Annotated in this window: 23 protein-coding genes; 1 reads left to right on the forward strand and 22 read right to left on the reverse strand. The window is 37.4% G+C overall.

What is annotated here, in order from left to right; translation table 11 throughout:
- Window positions 1-3: 3 nt before the first annotated feature.
- The 20 genes from rplE to rpsL all read right to left on the reverse strand — a co-directional run bounded on the left by rplE (window position 4) and on the right by rpsL (window position 13,187).
- Window positions 4-543 (reverse strand): 50S ribosomal protein L5, encoded by a 540-nt coding sequence (gene rplE / locus AC07SW_RS06380; protein WP_034572106.1) that lies wholly within the window; start codon window positions 541-543, stop codon window positions 4-6.
- Between the two features lie 27 nt (window positions 544-570).
- Window positions 571-882, reverse strand: coding sequence for a 50S ribosomal protein L24 (gene rplX / locus AC07SW_RS06385; protein ID WP_034572108.1), 312 nt, complete (start codon window positions 880-882; stop codon window positions 571-573).
- A 35-nt stretch (window positions 883-917) separates the two neighbouring features.
- Window positions 918-1,286 (reverse strand): 50S ribosomal protein L14, encoded by a 369-nt coding sequence (rplN, locus tag AC07SW_RS06390; protein ID WP_034562452.1) that lies wholly within the window; start codon window positions 1,284-1,286, stop codon window positions 918-920.
- A 53-nt stretch (window positions 1,287-1,339) separates the two neighbouring features.
- Entirely contained in the window at window positions 1,340-1,606 is a 267-nt protein-coding gene (gene rpsQ / locus AC07SW_RS06395) for a 30S ribosomal protein S17 (protein WP_034572110.1), read from the reverse strand.
- Between the two features lie 33 nt (window positions 1,607-1,639).
- Window positions 1,640-1,834 carry a 50S ribosomal protein L29 gene (gene rpmC / locus AC07SW_RS06400; protein WP_034572113.1) on the reverse strand — a complete coding sequence of 65 codons (195 nt, stop codon included), beginning with the start codon at window positions 1,832-1,834 and terminating at the stop codon, window positions 1,640-1,642.
- Window positions 1,824-2,258 (reverse strand): 50S ribosomal protein L16, encoded by a 435-nt coding sequence (gene rplP, locus AC07SW_RS06405; protein WP_034572116.1) that lies wholly within the window; start codon window positions 2,256-2,258, stop codon window positions 1,824-1,826. The genes rpmC and rplP overlap by 11 nt, the downstream gene beginning before the upstream one ends.
- A 2-nt stretch (window positions 2,259-2,260) precedes the next feature.
- Window positions 2,261-2,917, reverse strand: coding sequence for a 30S ribosomal protein S3 (rpsC, locus tag AC07SW_RS06410; protein ID WP_034572119.1), 657 nt, complete (start codon window positions 2,915-2,917; stop codon window positions 2,261-2,263).
- Window positions 2,918-2,920: 3 nt separating this feature from the next.
- Window positions 2,921-3,277, reverse strand: a complete 357-nt coding sequence (gene rplV / locus AC07SW_RS06415) for a 50S ribosomal protein L22 (RefSeq protein ID WP_034572121.1) — start codon at window positions 3,275-3,277, stop codon at window positions 2,921-2,923.
- 20 nt (window positions 3,278-3,297) lie between these two features.
- Complete coding sequence (rpsS, locus tag AC07SW_RS06420) at window positions 3,298-3,576, reverse strand: 30S ribosomal protein S19 (protein ID WP_034572123.1); 279 nt, start codon at window positions 3,574-3,576, stop codon at window positions 3,298-3,300.
- Window positions 3,577-3,632: 56 nt separating this feature from the next.
- Entirely contained in the window at window positions 3,633-4,466 is an 834-nt protein-coding gene (gene rplB, locus AC07SW_RS06425; protein WP_034572125.1) for a 50S ribosomal protein L2, read from the reverse strand.
- A 37-nt stretch (window positions 4,467-4,503) separates the two neighbouring features.
- A complete protein-coding gene (gene rplW, locus AC07SW_RS06430; RefSeq protein WP_034572128.1) occupies window positions 4,504-4,788 on the reverse strand; it encodes a 50S ribosomal protein L23 in 285 nt (94 codons plus the stop codon).
- On the reverse strand, window positions 4,788-5,411 hold the full coding sequence (gene rplD / locus AC07SW_RS06435; protein ID WP_034572132.1) for a 50S ribosomal protein L4: 624 nt from the start codon (window positions 5,409-5,411) through the stop codon (window positions 4,788-4,790). Before rplD ends, rplW begins: the two co-directional genes overlap by 1 nt.
- A gap of 25 nt (window positions 5,412-5,436) precedes the next feature.
- Window positions 5,437-6,072, reverse strand: coding sequence for a 50S ribosomal protein L3 (gene rplC / locus AC07SW_RS06440; protein WP_034572134.1), 636 nt, complete (start codon window positions 6,070-6,072; stop codon window positions 5,437-5,439).
- A gap of 47 nt (window positions 6,073-6,119) precedes the next feature.
- Window positions 6,120-6,428, reverse strand: coding sequence for a 30S ribosomal protein S10 (gene rpsJ / locus AC07SW_RS06445; RefSeq protein ID WP_010052046.1), 309 nt, complete (start codon window positions 6,426-6,428; stop codon window positions 6,120-6,122).
- Between the two features lie 280 nt (window positions 6,429-6,708).
- Window positions 6,709-7,338 carry a DUF1361 domain-containing protein gene (locus AC07SW_RS06450; RefSeq protein WP_034572136.1) on the reverse strand — a complete coding sequence of 210 codons (630 nt, stop codon included), beginning with the start codon at window positions 7,336-7,338 and terminating at the stop codon, window positions 6,709-6,711.
- Between the two features lie 129 nt (window positions 7,339-7,467).
- Entirely contained in the window at window positions 7,468-8,487 is a 1,020-nt protein-coding gene (locus AC07SW_RS06455) for a branched-chain amino acid aminotransferase (protein WP_119907485.1), read from the reverse strand.
- A gap of 227 nt (window positions 8,488-8,714) precedes the next feature.
- Complete coding sequence (gene tuf / locus AC07SW_RS06460; RefSeq protein WP_034572142.1) at window positions 8,715-9,902, reverse strand: elongation factor Tu; 1,188 nt, start codon at window positions 9,900-9,902, stop codon at window positions 8,715-8,717.
- A gap of 146 nt (window positions 9,903-10,048) precedes the next feature.
- A complete protein-coding gene (gene fusA, locus AC07SW_RS06465) occupies window positions 10,049-12,130 on the reverse strand; it encodes an elongation factor G (RefSeq protein WP_034572145.1) in 2,082 nt (693 codons plus the stop codon).
- 122 nt (window positions 12,131-12,252) lie between these two features.
- Window positions 12,253-12,723 carry a 30S ribosomal protein S7 gene (gene rpsG / locus AC07SW_RS06470; RefSeq protein WP_034572147.1) on the reverse strand — a complete coding sequence of 157 codons (471 nt, stop codon included), beginning with the start codon at window positions 12,721-12,723 and terminating at the stop codon, window positions 12,253-12,255.
- A gap of 50 nt (window positions 12,724-12,773) precedes the next feature.
- Window positions 12,774-13,187, reverse strand: coding sequence for a 30S ribosomal protein S12 (rpsL, locus tag AC07SW_RS06475; RefSeq protein ID WP_034572150.1), 414 nt, complete (start codon window positions 13,185-13,187; stop codon window positions 12,774-12,776).
- Window positions 13,188-13,517: 330 nt separating this feature from the next.
- Between rpsL and AC07SW_RS06480 the strand changes: the two genes are divergently transcribed.
- The gene (locus AC07SW_RS06480; RefSeq protein ID WP_135022717.1) at window positions 13,518-14,240 is read left to right on the forward strand and encodes a prepilin peptidase; all 723 of its coding nucleotides are present in this window, start codon (window positions 13,518-13,520) and stop codon (window positions 14,238-14,240) included.
- 44 nt (window positions 14,241-14,284) lie between these two features.
- On the opposite strand, the gene AC07SW_RS06485 is transcribed toward AC07SW_RS06480, so the two are convergent.
- The gene (locus AC07SW_RS06485) at window positions 14,285-15,454 is read right to left on the reverse strand and encodes an SAM-dependent methyltransferase (RefSeq protein ID WP_034572155.1); all 1,170 of its coding nucleotides are present in this window, start codon (window positions 15,452-15,454) and stop codon (window positions 14,285-14,287) included.
- Between the two features lie 194 nt (window positions 15,455-15,648).
- A complete protein-coding gene (rpoC, locus tag AC07SW_RS06490) occupies window positions 15,649-19,278 on the reverse strand; it encodes a DNA-directed RNA polymerase subunit beta' (RefSeq protein WP_034572157.1) in 3,630 nt (1,209 codons plus the stop codon).
- Window positions 19,279-19,388: the final 110 nt, after the last annotated feature.

Consider the following 19,388-nt stretch of genomic DNA (forward strand, 5'->3'; position numbering starts at 1 on the left):
TTTTTATTTTTGGAATGGCATTCCAAGTTGTGTTAAAAGTTCGCGTGATTCTTCGTCTGTGTTTGCAGTTGTTACAATAACAATATCCATTCCGCGGACTTTGTCTACCATATCGTAGTCAACTTCTGGGAAGATTAATTGTTCTTTGATTCCTAACGTGTAGTTACCGCGTCCATCGAAAGCTTTTTTAGAAACTCCGTGGAAGTCACGTACACGAGGTAATGAAACTGAAACTAATTTGTCTAAGAATTCATACATTCTTTCGCCACGTAAAGTTACTTTAGTGCCGATTGGCATTCCTTCACGTAAACGGAATCCAGCGATTGATTTCTTAGCTTTAGTGATCAATGGTTTTTGACCAGAGATTACAGTTAATTCGTCAACAGCTTTGTCTAAGTTTTTAGCGTTTGAAACAGCATCACCCACACCCATGTTAATAACGATTTTATCAACTTTAGGAGCTTGCATTACTGATTTGTAACTAAATTTTTCCATCATTGATGGAGTAATTTCTTTGATATATTTTTCTTTAAGGCGGTTCATGAAGTTAGTACCTCCTTCCTAATAGTATTATTTATCTAGAACTTCACCGGTTTTTTTAGAAACACGTACTTTTTTGCCGTCTTCAACTTTAAAGCCAACACGAGTTGGTTCATTTGTTTTAGGGTCAATAAGCATTACGTTTGATACGTGGATAGGAGCTTCCGTTTCAAGAATTCCACCTTGTGGATTTGCTGAATTCGGTTTTTGATGTTTTTTCATCATGTTGATTCCTTCAACGATCACGCGATCTTTTTTAGGGAAAGCTTTTAAAATTACGCCTTCTTTACCTTTGTCTTTACCAGTAATAACTTTAACTTTGTCACCAGTTTTTACGATCATGTTTTTCTCGCACCTCCTTCATGGATGGTTGTATATTAAAGAACTTCTGGAGCTAGTGAAACGATCTTCATGAAGTTGTTGTCACGTAATTCGCGAGCAACAGGTCCAAAGATACGTGTTCCACGTGGGCTCTTGTCATCACGGATGATAACACAAGCATTTTCATCAAATTTAATGTAAGAACCGTCTGCACGACGAGCTCCTGTTTTAGTACGAACGATTACTGCACGTACAACTTCACCTTTTTTGACAACGCCACCTGGTGTAGCGTGTTTAACAGTACACACGATTACATCACCAATGTTCGCAGTCTTACGGCCAGATCCGCCTAAAACTTTAATAGTTAAGACTTCACGAGCGCCTGAGTTATCAGCAACTTTTAAACGACTTTCTTGTTGGATCACTTCAGTATCCTCCTTTCGGAATTAGAAATCTCTTTGTCTCATCAAAATTTGTTTTAGATAACTACTGCTTCTTCAACAATTTCTACTAAACGGAAACGTTTTGTAGCTGATAATGGACGAGTTTCCATAATTTTTACGATATCTCCAGTTTTTGCAGCGTTATTTTCATCATGCGCTTTAAATTTCTTAGAGTATTTTACACGTTTACCATAGATGCCGTGTTTTTTATAAGTTGCAATTTCAACAACGATGGTTTTATCCATTTTGTCAGAAACAACACGTCCTTGGTAAACTTTACGTTGGTTACGTTCTTCACTCATTTAGATGTGGCCTCCTTTGCTTACTAGTCTCAACTATTTTTGTAATTCACTTTGACGTAACGCAGTTTTAATGCGTGCAATCGATTTGCGAACTTCACTTAAGCGAGCAGTATTTTCTAATTGACCAGTCGCTAATTGGAATCGTAGATTGAATAATTCTTCTTTATATTCTTTCTCTTTTTCAACCATTTCAGCAGTGGATAACTCTTTAAGTTCATTAGCCTTCATTCGATTCACCACCAATTTCTTTACGTTTTACAATCTTAGTTTTAACTGGTAATTTGTGAGATGCTAAGCGTAATGCTTCGCGAGCCACTTCTTCTGATACGCCGTCAATTTCAAACATGATCTTGCCGCGTTTTACTGGTGCTACCCAACCTTCAGGTGCTCCTTTACCAGAACCCATACGAACTCCGATTGCTTTTGCAGTATATGATTTATGAGGGAAGATTTTAATCCATACTTTCCCACCACGTTTCATATAACGAGTCATGGCAATACGGGCTGCTTCGATTTGACGGTTAGTAATCCAATGTGAATCTACAGCTTGTAAACCCCATTCACCAAAAGTTACTTCTTTTCCACCTTTTGCTTCACCACGCATTTTACCTCTAAACTCACGACGGTGTTTAACACGTTTAGGTACTAACATGATTATTTCCCTCCTTTCTCAGCGTTCTTTTTTGTAGGAAGTACTTCTCCACGGTGAATCCAAACTTTAACGCCTAGTTTACCGTAAGTAGTGTCTGCTTCTTCCCATGCGTAATCGATATCGGCACGCAATGTATGAAGAGGTACAGTTCCTTCAGAATAGCTTTCCGCACGTGCGATGTCTGCTCCGTTTAAACGACCAGAAACTTGCGTTTTGATCCCTTTAGCGCCAGAACGCATTGTGCGTTGAATTGCTTGTTTTTGAGCACGACGAAATGCTACACGGTTTTCTAATTGACGTGCAATTCCTTCGCCTACTAATTTAGCATCTAAATCAGGTTTTTTGATTTCAACGATGTTGATGTGAACTCGTTTACCTGTTAATTGGTTTAAGTTTTTACGTAACGATTCAACTTCAGAACCACCTTTACCGATAACCATTCCTGGTTTAGCAGTGTGTACTGATACGTTTACGCGGTTAGCGGCACGTTCAATCTCAACGGTTGAAACAGCTGCATCGCTTAGGTTTTTAGCAATGTATTTACGGATACGTAAATCTTCGTGTAAATAGTTAGCATATTCTTTTTCTGCATACCATTTAGCATCCCAATCACGGATAACGCCAACACGCAAACCTATTGGATTAATTTTTTGACCCACTGATTACCCCTCCTTTTTTTCTGATACCACGATTGTAATGTGGCTTGTACGTTTCATAATTGGTGAAGCTGAACCTTTTGCACGTGGACGGAAGCGTTTCATTGTTGGTCCTTCGTTTGCATAAGCTTCGCTAATCACTAAGTTTTCTACGTCTAAATCGTAGTTGTGTTCTGCATTAGCTACTGCTGACATTAGTACTTTCTCAACAGGTACTGAAGCACCATTTGGAGTGAATTTCAAGATTGAAATTGCTTCTCCTATGCTTTTTCCTCTGATAAGATCGATAACTAAACGAACTTTTCGAGCTGAAATGCGAACAGTATTTGCAGTTGCTTTAGCTGCTGTAATTTGTTCTGACATGAGTAATCCTCCCCTCGATATTAACGTCTAGTTTTTTTGTCATCCGCAGCATGTCCGCGGTATGTTCTTGTTGGTGCAAATTCACCTAGTTTGTGGCCTACCATATCTTCTTGAATATATACTGGCACATGTTTACGTCCATCATATACTGCAATAGTGTATCCAACAAAGCTTGGAAAAATTGTTGAACGGCGTGACCAAGTTTTAACAACGTGTTTTTTTTCACTTTCAGCGAGAGCATCCATTTTTTTCATTAGGTGCTCATCAATAAAAGGTCCTTTTTTTAAACTACGTCCCATGGTTGAACCTCCTTCTATTCGGTTGCTAACTGGCTTGTCGCCAGTTAACATTATTTTTATTTAGTTTTACGACGACGAACGATAAATTTATCTGATTTAGCTTTTTTGTTACGAGTTTTGTAACCAAGAGCTGGTTGACCCCAAGGAGAAACTGGAGCTTTACGTCCGATTGGAGCTTTACCTTCACCACCACCGTGTGGGTGATCGTTAGGGTTCATTACAGATCCACGAACTGTAGGACGTTTGCCCATCCAACGTGAACGACCTGCTTTACCAATATTGATTAGTTCATGTTGTTCGTTACCAACAGAACCGATTGTTGCACGGCATGTTGCTAAGATCATGCGAACTTCACCAGAGTTTAAGCGAACTAATACGTATTTGCCTTCTTTACCAAGTACTTGAGCACTTGTTCCAGCTGAACGAACTAATTGTCCACCTTTACCAGGTTTCATTTCAATATTGTGGATAACAGTACCTACTGGAATATTTTCCAATGGTAATGCGTTTCCGATTTTGATATCTGCGTCTTTACCAGAGAAGACACGTTGACCTACTTCAATTCCTTTTGGTGCAATGATATAAGTTTTAATACCATCAGTATAGTGAATTAGGGCAATGTTAGCTGAACGGTTTGGATCATATTCAACTGTTTTTACGATACCAGCGATATCGTCTTTGTTACGTTTGAAGTCAATCACACGGTATTGGCGTTTGTGACCACCACCATGATGACGAACAGTAATTCTACCATTATTGTTACGGCCAGCAGTTTTTTTAGTTGATTCTAACAAAGTCTTTTCAGGCGTTGTTGAAGTGATTTCAGCGAAATCTGAACCAGTCATATTACGACGACCGTTTGTGGTAGGTTTATACTTTCTAATTCCCAAGTGTTTTCCCTCCCGATATTTATTTTTAAGCTTTTAATTAAGCTTCAAAAAATTGAATTTCTTTAGATTCAGCTGTTAAAGTTACGATAGCTTTACGACGTTTTTTAGTGTATCCAGCGTATTTACCCATACGTTTTAATTTCCCACGTACATTCATGATATTTACGTTTTCAACTTTAACATCGAAAATTTCTTCAACTGCTTGTTTTACTAACGTTTTATTAGCGCGAACATCTACTTCGAAAGTGTATTTCTTGTCATCTGTAACAAGCATTGATTTCTCAGTGATGATTGGGCGTAAAATTATGTCACGTACATTCATTATTGAAGAGCCTCCTCTACCTTAGTAAGAGCAGTCTGTGTTAAAATCATTTTTTTGTTTGAAACAACATCTAGTACAGTAACGTTGTCATGAGCTACTACTGTAACTCCTGGAATGTTACGTGCTGATAATGTTGCAAAGTCGTTAGTGTCTTCAACAACAACTAATACTTTTGAATCAACGTTAAGATTTTTTAACACTTGTGCAAATTCTTTTGTTTTTGGTGCATCAAAGTTCAATGCGTCAACAACGATTAGGTCTTGTTCTGCTACTTTAGTAGAAAGAACAGATTTAATCGCTAAACGACGAACTTTTTTAGGAAGTTTATAGCTGTATGAACGAGGTGTTGGTCCGAAGACAACGCCACCGCCACGCCATTGTGGAGATCTGATTGACCCTTGACGAGCACGACCAGTTCCTTTTTGACGCCATGGTTTACGTCCACCACCGCGGACAGCACTACGGTTTTTAACCGAGTGATTTCCTTGTCTTAATGAAGCGCGTTGCATGATGATTGCATCAAAAACAACGTTTTCGTTTGGTTCGATACCGAAAATCGCGTCGTTTAAAGTAACTTCGCCGTTTTGTGTACCGTCTTGCTTAAATAATGCTACATTAGCCATTCCTTAGTTCCTCCTCTCTTCTCTATTATTTAGCTGCTGATTTAAGAGCAGTTCTGATTTGGATTAACGATTTTTTAGCTCCAGGAACATTACCTTTAATTAAGATAACATTTTTTTCTACGTCAACACGGACGATTTCAAGGTTTTGAATCGTAATACGATTTCCACCCATACGACCTGGTAATAATTTACGTTTAAATACTCTATTAGGAGCAACTGGACCCATTGAACCAGGACGACGATGGTAACGAGAACCGTGGGCCATTGGGCCGCGGCTTTGTCCGTGACGTTTGATAACGCCTTGGAAACCTTTACCTTTAGAAGTCCCTGTGACATCAACGATGTCTCCTGCTTCAAATACATCAACTTTAATTTCTTGTCCTACTTCGTATTCTCCAAGCTCTACATCGTTAAATTCACGAATGAAGCGCTTAGGAGTAGCATTTGCTTTTGCTACATGACCTTTAGCAGGTTTGTTTGACAATACTTCACGTTTATCTTGGTAACCCACTTGAACTGCTTCGTATCCATCGTTTTCCATTGTTTTTAATTGTAAAACAACGTTTGGAGTAGATTCGATTACTGTTACTGGGATTAATTCACCATTTTCAGTGAAGACTTGCGTCATTCCTACTTTTCTTCCTAAGATTCCTTTGGTCATGAGTACACCTCCATTATAATTAGTTTAGTTTTTTGTCTTGCGGGGTATTACAGTTTAATTTCGATGTCTACGCCACTTGGTAAATCAAGTTTCATTAATGCATCAACAGTTTTTGGTGTTGGATTAACGATATCGATTAAACGTTTGTGAGTACGCATTTCGAATTGTTCGCGAGAATCTTTGTATTTATGAGTCGCACGAATAACAGTGTAGAGTGTTCTTTCAGTTGGCAATGGAATTGGACCAGACACGCTAGCACCAGTTCTTTTTGCTGTTTCTACAATTTTATCCGCTGATTGATCTAAAATACGGTGTTCATACGCTTTTAAACGGATACGAATCTTTTGTTTTGCCATTTTTGTTTTCCCTCCTTCGCCTATTCTTAAGAAATTAGACATTGCTCCACGAAAATTTCTGGCACGCCCTTCCGTGACAAAGCGGCCGGGTGTGTCACAACCTCTCGTTTCATAGCCGCAGGTATTCTTTCGAATTACCTCAGTGCGATTTGCTCTACAAATTCAGCACCTTTATCATTATACAAAGAACACACATAAATTACAAGCTTTTTCTGTTGATTTATCTAGGTTTTTTCTAATTTCTTTATTCCTCATTTTGAAAAGGGTTCCACTTGGAATGTTATTCCCCTTTTTTAGAAGGAGTTATTTTTGCCATCTGGTATAAAAATAAAACAAATAAATGCAACAGCGTAAAGACACCAACAAAATGAATCATTTCTGAATCCACTGTTTCAGCGACAGTCCGCATTGTACCTATAAAATCTGTAAGCAAGTAAACAGTATGGATGCGTAAAAATCGCCCTAAATAAATAGCATAAGCACTTAATAGAGATATAATAACGTAAAAGCCACTCAAAAGAAGAAGGTTATTTCCAAATATAGTTTCTTTTAATTTCGTAGCAACAGCTGTTAAACTTTCAAATCCCATAAAAACGCCTAACATGATTCCAGCTGTTAATAATGAAAAATGAAAATAGACATCCGGACTACTAATTGTCATCCCCACTGCTGACAGATGAAAGAAATCTGTCAGCATATAAAATGCATTTGGATAAAATAAGAGCCAACTAATAAGCAAAACAATTGAAACCATTTTTTGTTTATTTTTAGCATATAGCCAAGCGATTTCAAGCGGGATATAAGCAAGCCCCACATTTAAGATTAAAAATTGATACCTATTTTCCGTAAAATAAACGAGAGAAAAGAATAAAAGAACCATTAATCGATAAATCCATTTTTTATTTACCATAAAGAAGCCTCCTTGTTTGTTCATCTTATGTATTATACAAGTAAAACTCTTTAAATTTACTTAAGCTTCCACAAACCTTTTATTAAATAAAAGAATTAGCAAAGAAAACTTCTTTGCTAATTCTAACTTTTATACCTTCATTACCCAACCTGCCGGACTTTCGATATCACCAAATTGTATCCCCGTCAACTCTTCGTATAATCGTTGAGTTACAGGGCCAACTTCTGTTTCACTGTAAAAAACATGGAAATCAGCTCCTGCTTGGATACCCGCAATCGGAGAAATCACCGCTGCTGTCCCACATGCTCCTGCTTCTTTAAATTGATTTAACTGATCTAAATACACGTCTCCTTCTATCGCCTCTAAACCTAGTCTGTTTTCCGCTAAATAAAGCAATGAATATTTTGTAATGCTTGGCAAAATCGACGGAGAAATAGGTGTGACAAATTGATTTTCTTTTGTTATTCCAAAAAAGTTAGCTGAGCCGACTTCTTCAATTTTTGTATGTGTTTGAGGGTCTAAATAGATACAATCACTAAATTCCCGATCATGGGCTTCTTTACCTGGTAGTAAACTTCCACCATAGTTCCCACCAACCTTAGCAGCTCCCGTCCCGTTTCCAGCAGCTCGATCATACGTTGAAACAATAAAATTAGTCGGAACAATGCCCCCTTTAAAATAAGCCCCCACCGGCATACAAAATATTGAAAATAAATATTCCGGTGCTGCATGTACTCCAATATTATCCCCTATCCCTATCATATATGGTCTTAAATATAATGTACCTCCACTTCCATAAGGAGGTACAAAATGTTCATTTGCTTTAACAACTTGCTTACACGCATTTATAAATGTTTCTACAGGGATTTCTGGCATCAACAATCTTCTACAACTCGCTTGCATTCGTTTCGCATTTTCGTCTGGTCGAAATAAATTGATTGATCCATCTCTGCATCGATATGCCTTCAAGCCTTCAAAGCATGTTTGACCATAATGTAAAGCTGTTGAACCTTCACTAATATGGACTTGGTTGTCTGTCACTAGCTTGCCATTATCCCACTGACCATCTTTCCAATAAGACAAGTAGCGTTCATCTGTTTTGATATAGTTAAATCCTAAATTATCCCAATCAATTTTCGCTTCATTCATATCTTATCCCCCTAGTTGTTTGTTCTATGTACCAGTTTATCACATTTATGACAAATAAATGAAATTTAAATGTGAACTATTTTAATTTAAAAATAAAAAGACCTGCTATTTATACAATAGCAGGTCTTTTTCTCGGATGGGCACGCATTGCACAAAGGCAATGACTAGAGTATTTTTCGAGATGTTTGATTCATCTTATTTTGAAAACTTAATTGCTTAAGTTTTGACTATGCTTCGATTTCAGCTACAACGCCGGCTCCAACTGTACGTCCGCCTTCACGGATTGAGAAGTTAGTTCCTGCTTCGATAGCGATTGGGTTGATAAGAGTAACGTCGATAGTAACGTTATCTCCAGGCATTACCATTTCAACGCCTTCAGGTAATTCACAAACACCAGTAACGTCAGTTGTACGGAAGTAGAACTGTGGACGGTAGTTAGTGAAGAATGGAGTGTGACGTCCACCCTCTTCTTTTGATAATACATAAATTTCAGCTTTAAATTTAGTATGTGGAGTGATTGTACCTGGTTTAGATAATACTTGACCACGTTCGATATCTTCACGAGCAACACCACGTAGTAATGCGCCAATGTTATCTCCAGCTTGTGCGTAATCTAATAATTTACGGAACATTTCAACACCTGTAACAGTTGTTTTAGTAGGTGCTTCAGTGATACCAACGATTTCAACTTCTTCACCAACACGTACTTCACCACGTTCAACACGGCCTGTAGCAACAGTACCACGTCCAGTGATTGAGAATACATCCTCAACTGGCATCATGAATGGTTTTTCAGTATCACGTTGTGGAGTAGGAATATACTCATCAACAGCAGCCATCAATTCTAGAACTTTTTCTTCGTATGAAGCGTCGCCTTCTAGAGCTTTAAGTGCTGAACCAGCGATAACTGGAGTGTCATCACCTGGGAAATCGTATTCTGTTAATAGATCACGAACTTCCATTTCTACTAATTCTAATAATTCTTCGTCATCAACCATGTCAACTTTGTTTAAGAAAACAACGATGTATGGAACACCAACTTGACGAGAAAGTAAGATGTGCTCACGAGTTTGTGGCATTGGACCATCAGCAGCAGATACTACTAAGATAGCTCCATCCATTTGTGCAGCACCAGTGATCATGTTTTTAACATAATCCGCGTGTCCTGGGCAATCTACGTGTGCGTAGTGACGAGTTTCAGTTTCATACTCGATGTGTGAAGTATTAATTGTAATACCACGTTCTTTTTCTTCAGGAGCGTTATCGATATCAGCGTAGTTTTGCGCTGAACCGCCACCGTGTTTTGATAATACAGTTGCAATTGCAGCTGTTAAAGTTGTTTTACCATGGTCAACGTGTCCGATAGTACCGATGTTAACATGGGCTTTTGAGCGATCAAAGGTTTCTTTTGCCATTTTAATATTTCCTCCTCGTATTGAGTTATAGATTTTTATTTTTGTTATAAACAACAAATAGAGCAAACTCTTTTCACTGTTTATAAGAAATTATATAGGTTGTTTCAAAGAAAATCAACCGTTAGAAACGAAAGACTAAGCAGAGCTTAGTTGCCACCGTTTTTGCTGATGATTTCTTCTTGAATTGATTTTGGTAGATCTTCATAATGATCAAATACCATCATGAATGTTCCACGTCCTTGTGTTGATGAACGCAATGTTGTCGCATATCCAAACATGTTAGCTAAAGGAACAATCGCATTAACGATTTGTGAGTTACCATGAGCTTCCATACCTTCAACACGTCCACGACGAGCAGTAATGTGTCCCATAATATCACCTAGGTAATCTTCTGGTACTGTAACAATTACTTTCATCATTGGTTCAAGAATTACAGGATTTGCTTTTTTAGCAGCTGCTTTTAAGGCCATTGATGCGGCAACTTTAAAGGCAGTTTCATTTGAATCGACATCATGGTAAGAACCATCATAAAGTTTTGCTTTAATATCTACTAATGGATATCCAGCAAGAACCCCATTGTCTAATGAACCTTCCAAACCAGCTTTAACAGCAGGAATGTATTCACGAGGAACAACCCCTCCGACAATTGCGTTTTCAAATTCGAAGCCTGCTCCTTCTTCATTCGGTGTAAATTCAATCCATACGTGACCGTATTGACCTTTACCACCCGATTGACGAACGAACTTACCTTCTGCTTTTGTAGAACCACGGAATGTTTCACGGTAAGATACTTGAGGAGCACCTACGCTAGCATCCACATTAAACTCACGACGCATACGGTCTACTAATACATCTAAATGTAATTCACCCATACCCGAGATAACAGTTTCACCAGTTTCAGCGTTTGTTTCAACGCGGAATGAAGGATCTTCTTCTGCAAGTTTTTGTAATGCAATACCCATTTTATCTTGGTCAGCTTTTGATTTAGGCTCAACAGCAACTTGGATAACTGGTTCTGGGAATTCGATAGATTCAAGAATAACTGGCGCTTCTAACGCACATAATGTATCACCAGTTGTTGTGTCTTTAAGACCAACAGCAGCAGCGATATCTCCTGAATAAACTTTATCGATTTCTTTACGTGTATTTGCATGCATTTGTAGAATACGACCAACACGTTCTTTTTTATTTTTAGAAGCGTTCAAAACATATGAACCACTTTCAAGAACACCAGAGTACACGCGGAAGAAAGTTAGACGACCAACAAATGGGTCTGTCATTACTTTAAATGCTAATGAAGCAAATGGAGCTGAGTCGTCAGCAGGACGAGTCGTTTCCTCTTCTGTTTTAACATCAATTCCTTTAATAGCATCAACATCAAGTGGTGATGGTAGGTAATCAAGAACTGCATCAAGCATTAATTGAACCCCTTTATTTTTAAAGGCAGAACCAGCCATTACTGGGAAGAATTCAACGTTAATTGTTGCTTGGCGGATACCCGCTTTTAATTCTTCTTCAGTGATTTCTTCACCGTCAAGATATTTCATCATTAATTCTTCATCAGTTTCAACAACTGCTTCGATTAATTTTTTACGCCATTCAGTAGCGGCTTCTACATATTCTTCAGGGATATCTGTTTCTTGGATATCTGTTCCTAAGTCATTTGTGTAGATTTCAGCTTTCATTTTAACTAAGTCGATAATACCAGTGAAATCGTCTTCAGCGCCGATTGGCAATTGAATTGGATGTGCATTGGCTTGTAAACGTTCGTGTAATGAATTTACTGAATATAAGAAATCTGCACCAATTTTATCCATCTTGTTACAGAAAACAATACGTGGAACTTTATAATCAGTTGCTTGACGCCAAACTGTTTCAGTTTGAGGCTCTACTCCTGATTGTGAGTCAAGAACAGTTACAGCACCATCTAATACGCGTAGAGAACGTTGAACTTCAATTGTGAAATCCACGTGTCCAGGAGTATCGATAATGTTTACACGGTAATTTTTCCATTCAGCTGTTGTTGCAGCAGATGTAATTGTAATACCACGTTCTTGCTCTTGTTCCATCCAGTCCATTTGTGATGCACCTTCATGCGTTTCACCAATTTTATGGATTTTACCAGTATAGTATAAAATACGCTCTGTTGTTGTAGTTTTACCTGCATCAACGTGAGCCATGATACCGATATTACGAGTTTTTTCTAGAGAAAATTCTCTATTTGCCATAATTATTTTTAACTCCTCTCTATATCTTAGTAACTTGATAAGAAGGAAGACTCGATAATGTTATAAAATTCTCAATCAAAGGCCTTCTACTACAATAGCAGAGACCTTTTAAAGAGAAAATTTTACCAACGGTAGTGAGCAAACGCTTTGTTCGCTTCTGCCATTTTATGAGTATCTTCACGTTTTTTAACTGCAGCACCAGTATTGTTAGCTGCATCCATGATTTCTTTAGCAAGACGTTGTTCCATAGTATCTTCTCCGCGTAAGCGAGAGTAGTTTACTAACCAACGTAAACCTAAAGTAGTACGACGATCGCTACGAACTTCGACAGGGACTTGATAGTTAGAACCCCCAACACGACGAGCTTTAACTTCAAGAACAGGCATGATGTTTTTCATTGCTTGTTCGAAAACTTCCATAGGATCATTGCCAGTTTGTTCTTTAATAACATCAAAAGAGCTATAAAGAATAGTAGCAGCTTTTCCACGTTTACCATCAACCATTAAACGGTTAATTAAACGAGTTACTAATTTTGAATTATACATTGGATCAGGTAACACATCACGTTTAGTAATAGGACCTTTACGAGGCATCCAAATTCCTCCTTTCGATAATAGTCATTTTATAGTTCATAAGTTTTAGTTTAAGCTTTTGGTTTTTTAGCTCCATATTTAGAACGGCTTTGTTTACGATCTGTAACACCGGCAGTATCTAAAGCACCACGTACAACGTGATAACGAACTCCTGGTAAATCTTTTACACGTCCACCACGAATAAGAACCACACTGTGTTCTTGTAAGTTATGTCCGATACCTGGAATATAAGCTGTTACTTCAAGCAAGTTTGACAAACGTACACGCGCGTATTTACGTAACGCTGAGTTAGGTTTTTTAGGAGTCATAGTTCCTACACGAGTACACACACCACGTTTTTGAGGTGAGCTAGTGTTTGTTTGTGATTTTTTGAAGCTGTTGTAACCTTTATTCAAAGCTGGAGAATCTGATTTTTCCATTTTTGCTTTACGAGGTTTACGTACTAATTGATTAATAGTAGGCATTTTTAGTTTCCTCCTTCCCTATGTTATCATTCTAAGTCCACACATCCAGGTGGTTCCTTTTTTTGCAAAAAAATAATTGCTATAATTGCAACCTTTTCCCATCAGTGTTTTAATGATGGCCCTTGTAACAGTCAGAACGACTGATTTACAGGAATCTGTCTACAAAAGCACCTTAGAAAGCATACCATGTTCCTTTAATATTTGTCAACCTATTTTAATAAAAAAACAGTTTTTTTTACTATTCTTTTTTTTTAACACTATTTTAAATGAAAACTCCTTGTTTTTCGTATAGTATAGCTAGGATAGTTATTAAGATTGGAGTGAAGTTTCATGTTGTTTTTAATATTACTTTGGATTTTTGGGTGTTGTTTTGGATCTTTTATTTTAGTAATTAGTTTGAGGATACCATTAAATCAATCTATCATTCGCCCTCGTTCTCATTGCGAGCATTGTAAAACGACACTGCCTATTCTTTCTTTGATTCCCGTTTTTTCTTATATTATTCAAAAAGGTCGCTGTTTAATTTGTCAATCTGTTATTCCTTTTTATTACTTATTAATAGAATTTTCAACAGGAGTTCTTGTTGTCTTCTCTTTTTTCTTATTTAAAAGTCAACCTTTAGAGCTTTTGATTGCATGGACCTTGATTTTTTTTAGTTTAATCTTTAGCCTAACGGATTTATTTTATTTTATTTTGCCAAATTCTTTAATGCTTTTATTTTTAGTTATCATTCTTTTAGAATGTTGGTATTTAGATGATTTTAATTGGTTTCACAGTGCGTTAAATTCTATTTTTATTCTCTTTTTATTACTTAGTATTTCTTTTGTAACTCATGAAGGGTTAGGTGGTGGCGATATTAAATTTTACTTTGTGTTAAGTTGGCTCTTAGGTTTCCAAGGAATATTAGTAGCCATTATTATTAGTTGTTTTTTTGCATTAATAGCAATTTTTATCAGTCGAAAGCGACTGTTCTTTTCACTAAATGATAAACTTCCTTTTGCTCCTTTTATTAGTCTTGGTGCTTTTCTAGTTTTTTGTTTTCAAAGATATTAAAAAAAACGATTAACCTTGGCTAGATTAATCGTTTTTATCATCTACTATGGATTCATATATTCTCGTGTCATTGGCAAATCATTATTGGCTCCTTTAGTCACTAAGTACTGAATTAAATCAATATTGCCTGATTTAAACGAAGCAGCACAAGCTTGCAAATATAGATCCCACATTCGAATAAAGCGTTCGTCTTTTATTTTGCGTATTTCTGGCAATTGCTTTTTAAAGTTTTCATCCCAAATTTCTGTTGTTTTTTGATAGTGACGACGTAGGCTTTCTAAATCTATTAATTGCAGTCCATTTCCAGTAATTTGTGTGACCATTTCTGCAACTCCCGGAACGTAGCCTCCTGGAAAAATATATTTGTTTAACCAACCATTTGTGGCACCGCCTTGTTGTCTTGAAATCCCATGAATTAAAGCTGTTCCATTTGGTGCTAATAATTCATAAACATCTTTGAAGTAGATACCTAAATTTTCTTGCCCTACATGTTCAACCATTCCCACGCTTGTAATATGATCAAAGGTTTCATTTTTTAATTTGCGATAATCTTCTAATTTAACCGTTACAAGTTCTTCTAAATTTTCGTCTTTAATTTTGCTATTAATGTATCGGAATTGCTCTTTACTTAAGGTGATACCCGTTGCTTGTATTTGATATTTTTTTGCAGCTGTCAGAATTAAAGTCCCCCACCCACATCCAATATCTAACAACGTTTCATTTTCTTTCAAGTCGAGTTTATTTAAGATGTGTTCCACTTTGTTTTGTTGAGCAACTTCTAAGGTATCTTGTGGGTTTTTAAAATACGCACATGAGTAGGTCATCGTTTTGTCTAACCATAAATTGTAAAAATCGTTTCCTAAATCATAATGCATTTGGATATCTTTCTTACTTTTTTGCTCAGAATGTGACATCTTTGGTAAATACTGACGGAAATCTTTTTTTAACATAAAACTTTCTGCATTTTCATAGGCGGATGCAATTAACTCTTCTAAGGAACCTTCTATTTCAATTTTTTTATCCATATAGGCTTCGCCCAATGCAATTGAAGCATTATTAAGAATTTCTTTGATTGGGATATTTTCATGAAACGTAATTGTTACTTGAGGCTCGCCAACTCCATAAATTTCGAATGTTCCATCCCAAAAATTCACTCTGACAGGTATTGAAAATGAATGACTAAATACTTTTTTGAAAAATTGTTTTTCTAACATACTTATCGCTCCCTTGTCTGCTAACCAATTTATAATCCACTAAATTATTTATTTGCTTAACTCCTCATCTTCTATTGTAGACCTCATTTTTATAGTTTTCCAATCATAGCTCTTTATGTAACTTGAGTTTCCAAAAAAATATCAAAAAACCACCCACTATTTGATTGAACAAATAGTGGATGGTTTAAATGGATTTAGAAATCTGTTTTTGGTTCAATTGTGTCATTAATACTGTAAACATTTTCACTCACAACACCAATTCCTTTTGGTTCCATGTTACGGTATTTAGCCATACCGGTACCAGCTGGAATGATCTTACCAATGATAACATTTTCTTTAAGACCAAGTAACGGATCACGTTTTCCACGAATTGCAGCATCTGTTAACACACGAGTTGTTTCTTGGAAAGATGCAGCTGATAAGAAACTGTTCGTTTCAAGAGAAGCTTTTGTGATTCCAAGTAGTACAGGACGACCAGTTGCTGGTACATTTCCTGCCATAATTGTTTCGTAGTTTTTGTCTGTAAATTCGCTGATATCCATCAATGTTCCTGGTAAAATCTCTGTTGAACCTGGGTCCATAACTCGGACTTTACGTAACATTTGACGAACCATTACTTCGATATGTTTATCGCCGATTTCTACCCCTTGCATACGGTAAGTTTTTTGAACTTCACGTAATAGATAGTTTTCAACAGATAATACATCACGAACACGTAATAGTTGTTTTGGATCGATTGATCCTTCAGTAAGTGCTTCTCCACGATGAATCGTGTCGCCTTCTGCAACTTTCAAGCGAGCGGTATAAGGTACTGGATAGCTACGAGTATCCGTTGTTCCTTTGATTGTCACTTCTTTAGTGCGTTCAGCAGCATTTTCTGAAATGGCAATGATTTCACCAGTAACTTCAGTGATAACCGCTTGCCCTTTAGGATTACGAGCTTCAAAGATCTCTTGGATACGAGGTAAACCTTGAGTAATATCATCTCCGGCAACCCCACCTGTATGGAAGGTACGCATTGTTAATTGGGTACCTGGTTCTCCGATTGATTGAGCCGCAATTGTACCAACTGCTTCCCCAACTTCAACTTCTGAACCTGTTGCAAGGTTACGACCGTAACAATGTTTACATACACCATGTTTCGTGTTACATGTAAATACTGAACGGATTGATACTTCTTCGATTCCAGCGTCCATGATTTCTTTTGCAAGATCTTCAGTGATAATCTCGTTTTCTTTCATGATAACTGAACCATTTTCTGGATGGAAAATAGTTTTACGAGTGTAACGACCAAGTAAACGCTCTTCAAGAGGTTCAATGACTTCGTTTCCTTCTTTGATTGCTGAAATATCTAAGCCACGATCAGTACCACAGTCTGTTTCACGAATGATAACATCTTGTGCTACGTCAACTAGACGACGAGTCAAGTAACCTGAATCGGCAGTCTTAAGGGCTGTATCGGTCATACCTTTACGAGCTCCATGGGTTGAGATAAACATTTCTAAGACGGTTAAACCTTCACGGAAGTTTGATGTGATTGGCAATTCCATGATTTGTCCATTAGGAGCGGCCATAAGTCCACGCATACCAGCAAGCTGAGTAAAGTTGGAAATATTCCCACGGGCTCCAGAGTCACTCATCATGAAGATTGGGTTCTTCGCATCTAAACTTTCCATTAATTTAATTTGGATACGGTCTTTAGCTGAATTCCAAATGCCAATAACGCGTTCGTAACGTTCCTCGTCAGTGATTAAACCACGACGGAATTGTTTTGTTACGTTATCAACTTGTTTATGAGCTTCATCTAAAATTTCTTGTTTTTCATGTAGTACTACGATATCAGCGATACCTACTGTAATACCAGCACGTGTAGAATGTTTGTAACCTAAGTCTTTCATTCTATCTAACATTTTAGAAGTTTCAGTGATATGGAATCTTTTGAAGACTTCGGCAATGATATTTCCAAGATTTTTCTTTTTAAATGGTAAATTGATTTCTTGTTTTTTAATATGAGCTGGGATATCTGTTCCTGGCTCTACAAAGAAACGATCTGAAATAGCAACTTCTAAGTTTTCAGTAGTTGGTTCATTCAAGTAAGGGAATTCTACAGGCATGATTTCATTGAAAAGTAATTTCCCTACTGTCGTAATCAATGTACGTTCTTTTTGCCATTCAGTAAATGGTTTGTCTTTTAAGGACGTTGTTTGAACACCAATTCTTGAATGTAAATGAACGTATCCGTTTTGATAGGCAATCAATGCTTCGGTTAAGTCTTTAAAGACCATCCCTTCGCCTTCACGTTGCTCTTCTTCCATCGTTAGGTAGTAGTTTCCTAGTACCATATCTTGAGAAGGAGTTACAACTGGTTTACCATCTTTTGGATTTAAGATATTTTGGGCAGCTAGCATCAACATACGTGCTTCAGCTTGTGCTTCATCACTAAGTGGAACGTGAACCGCCATTTGGTCTCCATCGAAATCGGCATTGTAGGCTTCACATACTAATGGGTGAAGACGAATTGCGCGTCCTTCAACTAGAGTTGGTTCAAAGGCTTGGATCCCTAATCTATGAAGAGTAGGTGCTCGGTTAAGCAATACTGGATGTTCACGAATAACGTCTTCTAATACATCCCAGATACCTTCATCTTGACGATCAATTTTACGTTTCGCGTTTTTGATGTTGCTTGCAAGATCACGTGCAACTAGTTCTTTCATTACAAATGGTTTGAATAGTTCAATGGCCATTTCTTTTGGAAGTCCACATTGGTACATTTTCAAGTTTGGACCTACTACGATAACAGAACGACCAGAATAATCGACACGTTTTCCTAGTAAGTTTTGACGGAAACGACCTTGTTTCCCTTTAAGCATATGTGACAATGATTTCAATGGACGGTTACCTGGTCCAGTAACTGGACGGCCACGACGACCATTATCAATCAAGGCATCAACGGCTTCTTGAAGCATACGTTTTTCATTTTGCACGATAATATTTGGTGCATTTAAGTCCAATAAGCGTTTTAGACGGTTGTTACGGTTGATTACACGACGATATAAATCATTTAAATCACTCGTTGCAAAGCGTCCACCTTCTAATTGAACCATTGGGCGTAAATCTGGAGGAATGATTGGAACAACGTCCATAACCATCCAGCTAGGTTCATTACCTGAATGACGGAATGCTTCTAAGATATCTAAACGGCGAATGGCGCGAGTTCTTTTTTGCCCTTGAGCAGATTTTAACTCTTCTTTTAATTCAGCCACTTCTTTTTCTAATTGAACATCATCTAGCAATTGTTTGATTGCTTCTGCTCCCATTGCTGCTTGGAAGTTTTGACCATATTGTTCACGTTTATCACGATATTCTCTTTCAGTTAACAATTGTTTGCGTTCTAAAGAGGTGTCACCTGCATCGGTAACAACATACGAAGCAAAATAAATGATTTCTTCAAGAGCACGTGGGCTCATATCTAAGACAAGACCCATTCTACTTGGAATTCCTTTGAAATACCAAATGTGTGAAACAGGTGCTGCTAATTCGATGTGACCCATACGTTCACGACGAACTTTAGATCTTGTTACTTCCACTCCACAACGATCACAAACAATTCCTTTATAGCGAATACGTTTGTACTTACCACAAGCACATTCCCAGTCTTTTGATGGGCCAAAAATGCGTTCACAGAACAAGCCATCGCGTTCTGGTTTTAGTGTACGGTAGTTAATGGTTTCAGGTTTTTTCACTTCTCCATAAGACCAACTACGAATCTTGTCTGGAGATGCTAAACCGATTTGCATGTTTTCAAAATTATTAACGTCTATCAAGGGGCCTACCTCCCTTTAATTATTGGTTGAGCTGCCCTACCTGCTCGATTTGCTATTGAGGGATCATCTAAAGTCAAATCTGCATTCGACTTTAGATGTCTCAATAGGAT

The organism is Carnobacterium sp. GW821-FHT04C06, from assembly GCF_059420345.1.

Bases quoted from the DNA above. Each gene is read 5' to 3' on its own strand.
- rplE (WP_034572106.1), bottom strand. From the start codon at position 543: ATGAACCGCCTTAAAGAAAAATATATCAAAGAAATTACTCCATCAATG.
- rplX (WP_034572108.1), bottom strand. From the start codon at position 882: ATGATCGTAAAAACTGGTGACAAAGTTAAAGTTATTACTGGTAAAGAC.
- rpsQ (WP_034572110.1), bottom strand. From the start codon at position 1,606: ATGAGTGAAGAACGTAACCAACGTAAAGTTTACCAAGGACGTGTTGTT.
- rpmC (WP_034572113.1), bottom strand. From the start codon at position 1,834: ATGAAGGCTAATGAACTTAAAGAGTTATCCACTGCTGAAATGGTTGAA.
- rplP (WP_034572116.1), bottom strand. From the start codon at position 2,258: ATGTTAGTACCTAAACGTGTTAAACACCGTCGTGAGTTTAGAGGTAAA.
- rplV (WP_034572121.1), bottom strand. From the start codon at position 3,277: ATGTCAGAACAAATTACAGCAGCTAAAGCAACTGCAAATACTGTTCGC.
- rpsS (WP_034572123.1), bottom strand. From the start codon at position 3,576: ATGGGACGTAGTTTAAAAAAAGGACCTTTTATTGATGAGCACCTAATG.
- rplW (WP_034572128.1), bottom strand. From the start codon at position 4,788: ATGAATGTACGTGACATAATTTTACGCCCAATCATCACTGAGAAATCA.
- rplD (WP_034572132.1), bottom strand. From the start codon at position 5,411: ATGGCTAATGTAGCATTATTTAAGCAAGACGGTACACAAAACGGCGAA.
- rplC (WP_034572134.1), bottom strand. From the start codon at position 6,072: ATGACCAAAGGAATCTTAGGAAGAAAAGTAGGAATGACGCAAGTCTTC.
- rpsJ (WP_010052046.1), bottom strand. From the start codon at position 6,428: ATGGCAAAACAAAAGATTCGTATCCGTTTAAAAGCGTATGAACACCGT.
- AC07SW_RS06450 (WP_034572136.1), bottom strand. From the start codon at position 7,338: ATGGTAAATAAAAAATGGATTTATCGATTAATGGTTCTTTTATTCTTT.
- AC07SW_RS06455 (WP_119907485.1), bottom strand. From the start codon at position 8,487: ATGAATGAAGCGAAAATTGATTGGGATAATTTAGGATTTAACTATATC.
- tuf (WP_034572142.1), bottom strand. From the start codon at position 9,902: ATGGCAAAAGAAACCTTTGATCGCTCAAAAGCCCATGTTAACATCGGT.
- fusA (WP_034572145.1), bottom strand. From the start codon at position 12,130: ATGGCAAATAGAGAATTTTCTCTAGAAAAAACTCGTAATATCGGTATC.
- rpsG (WP_034572147.1), bottom strand. From the start codon at position 12,723: ATGCCTCGTAAAGGTCCTATTACTAAACGTGATGTGTTACCTGATCCA.
- rpsL (WP_034572150.1), bottom strand. From the start codon at position 13,187: ATGCCTACTATTAATCAATTAGTACGTAAACCTCGTAAAGCAAAAATG.
- AC07SW_RS06480 (WP_135022717.1), top strand. From the start codon at position 13,518: ATGTTGTTTTTAATATTACTTTGGATTTTTGGGTGTTGTTTTGGATCT.
- AC07SW_RS06485 (WP_034572155.1), bottom strand. From the start codon at position 15,454: ATGTTAGAAAAACAATTTTTCAAAAAAGTATTTAGTCATTCATTTTCA.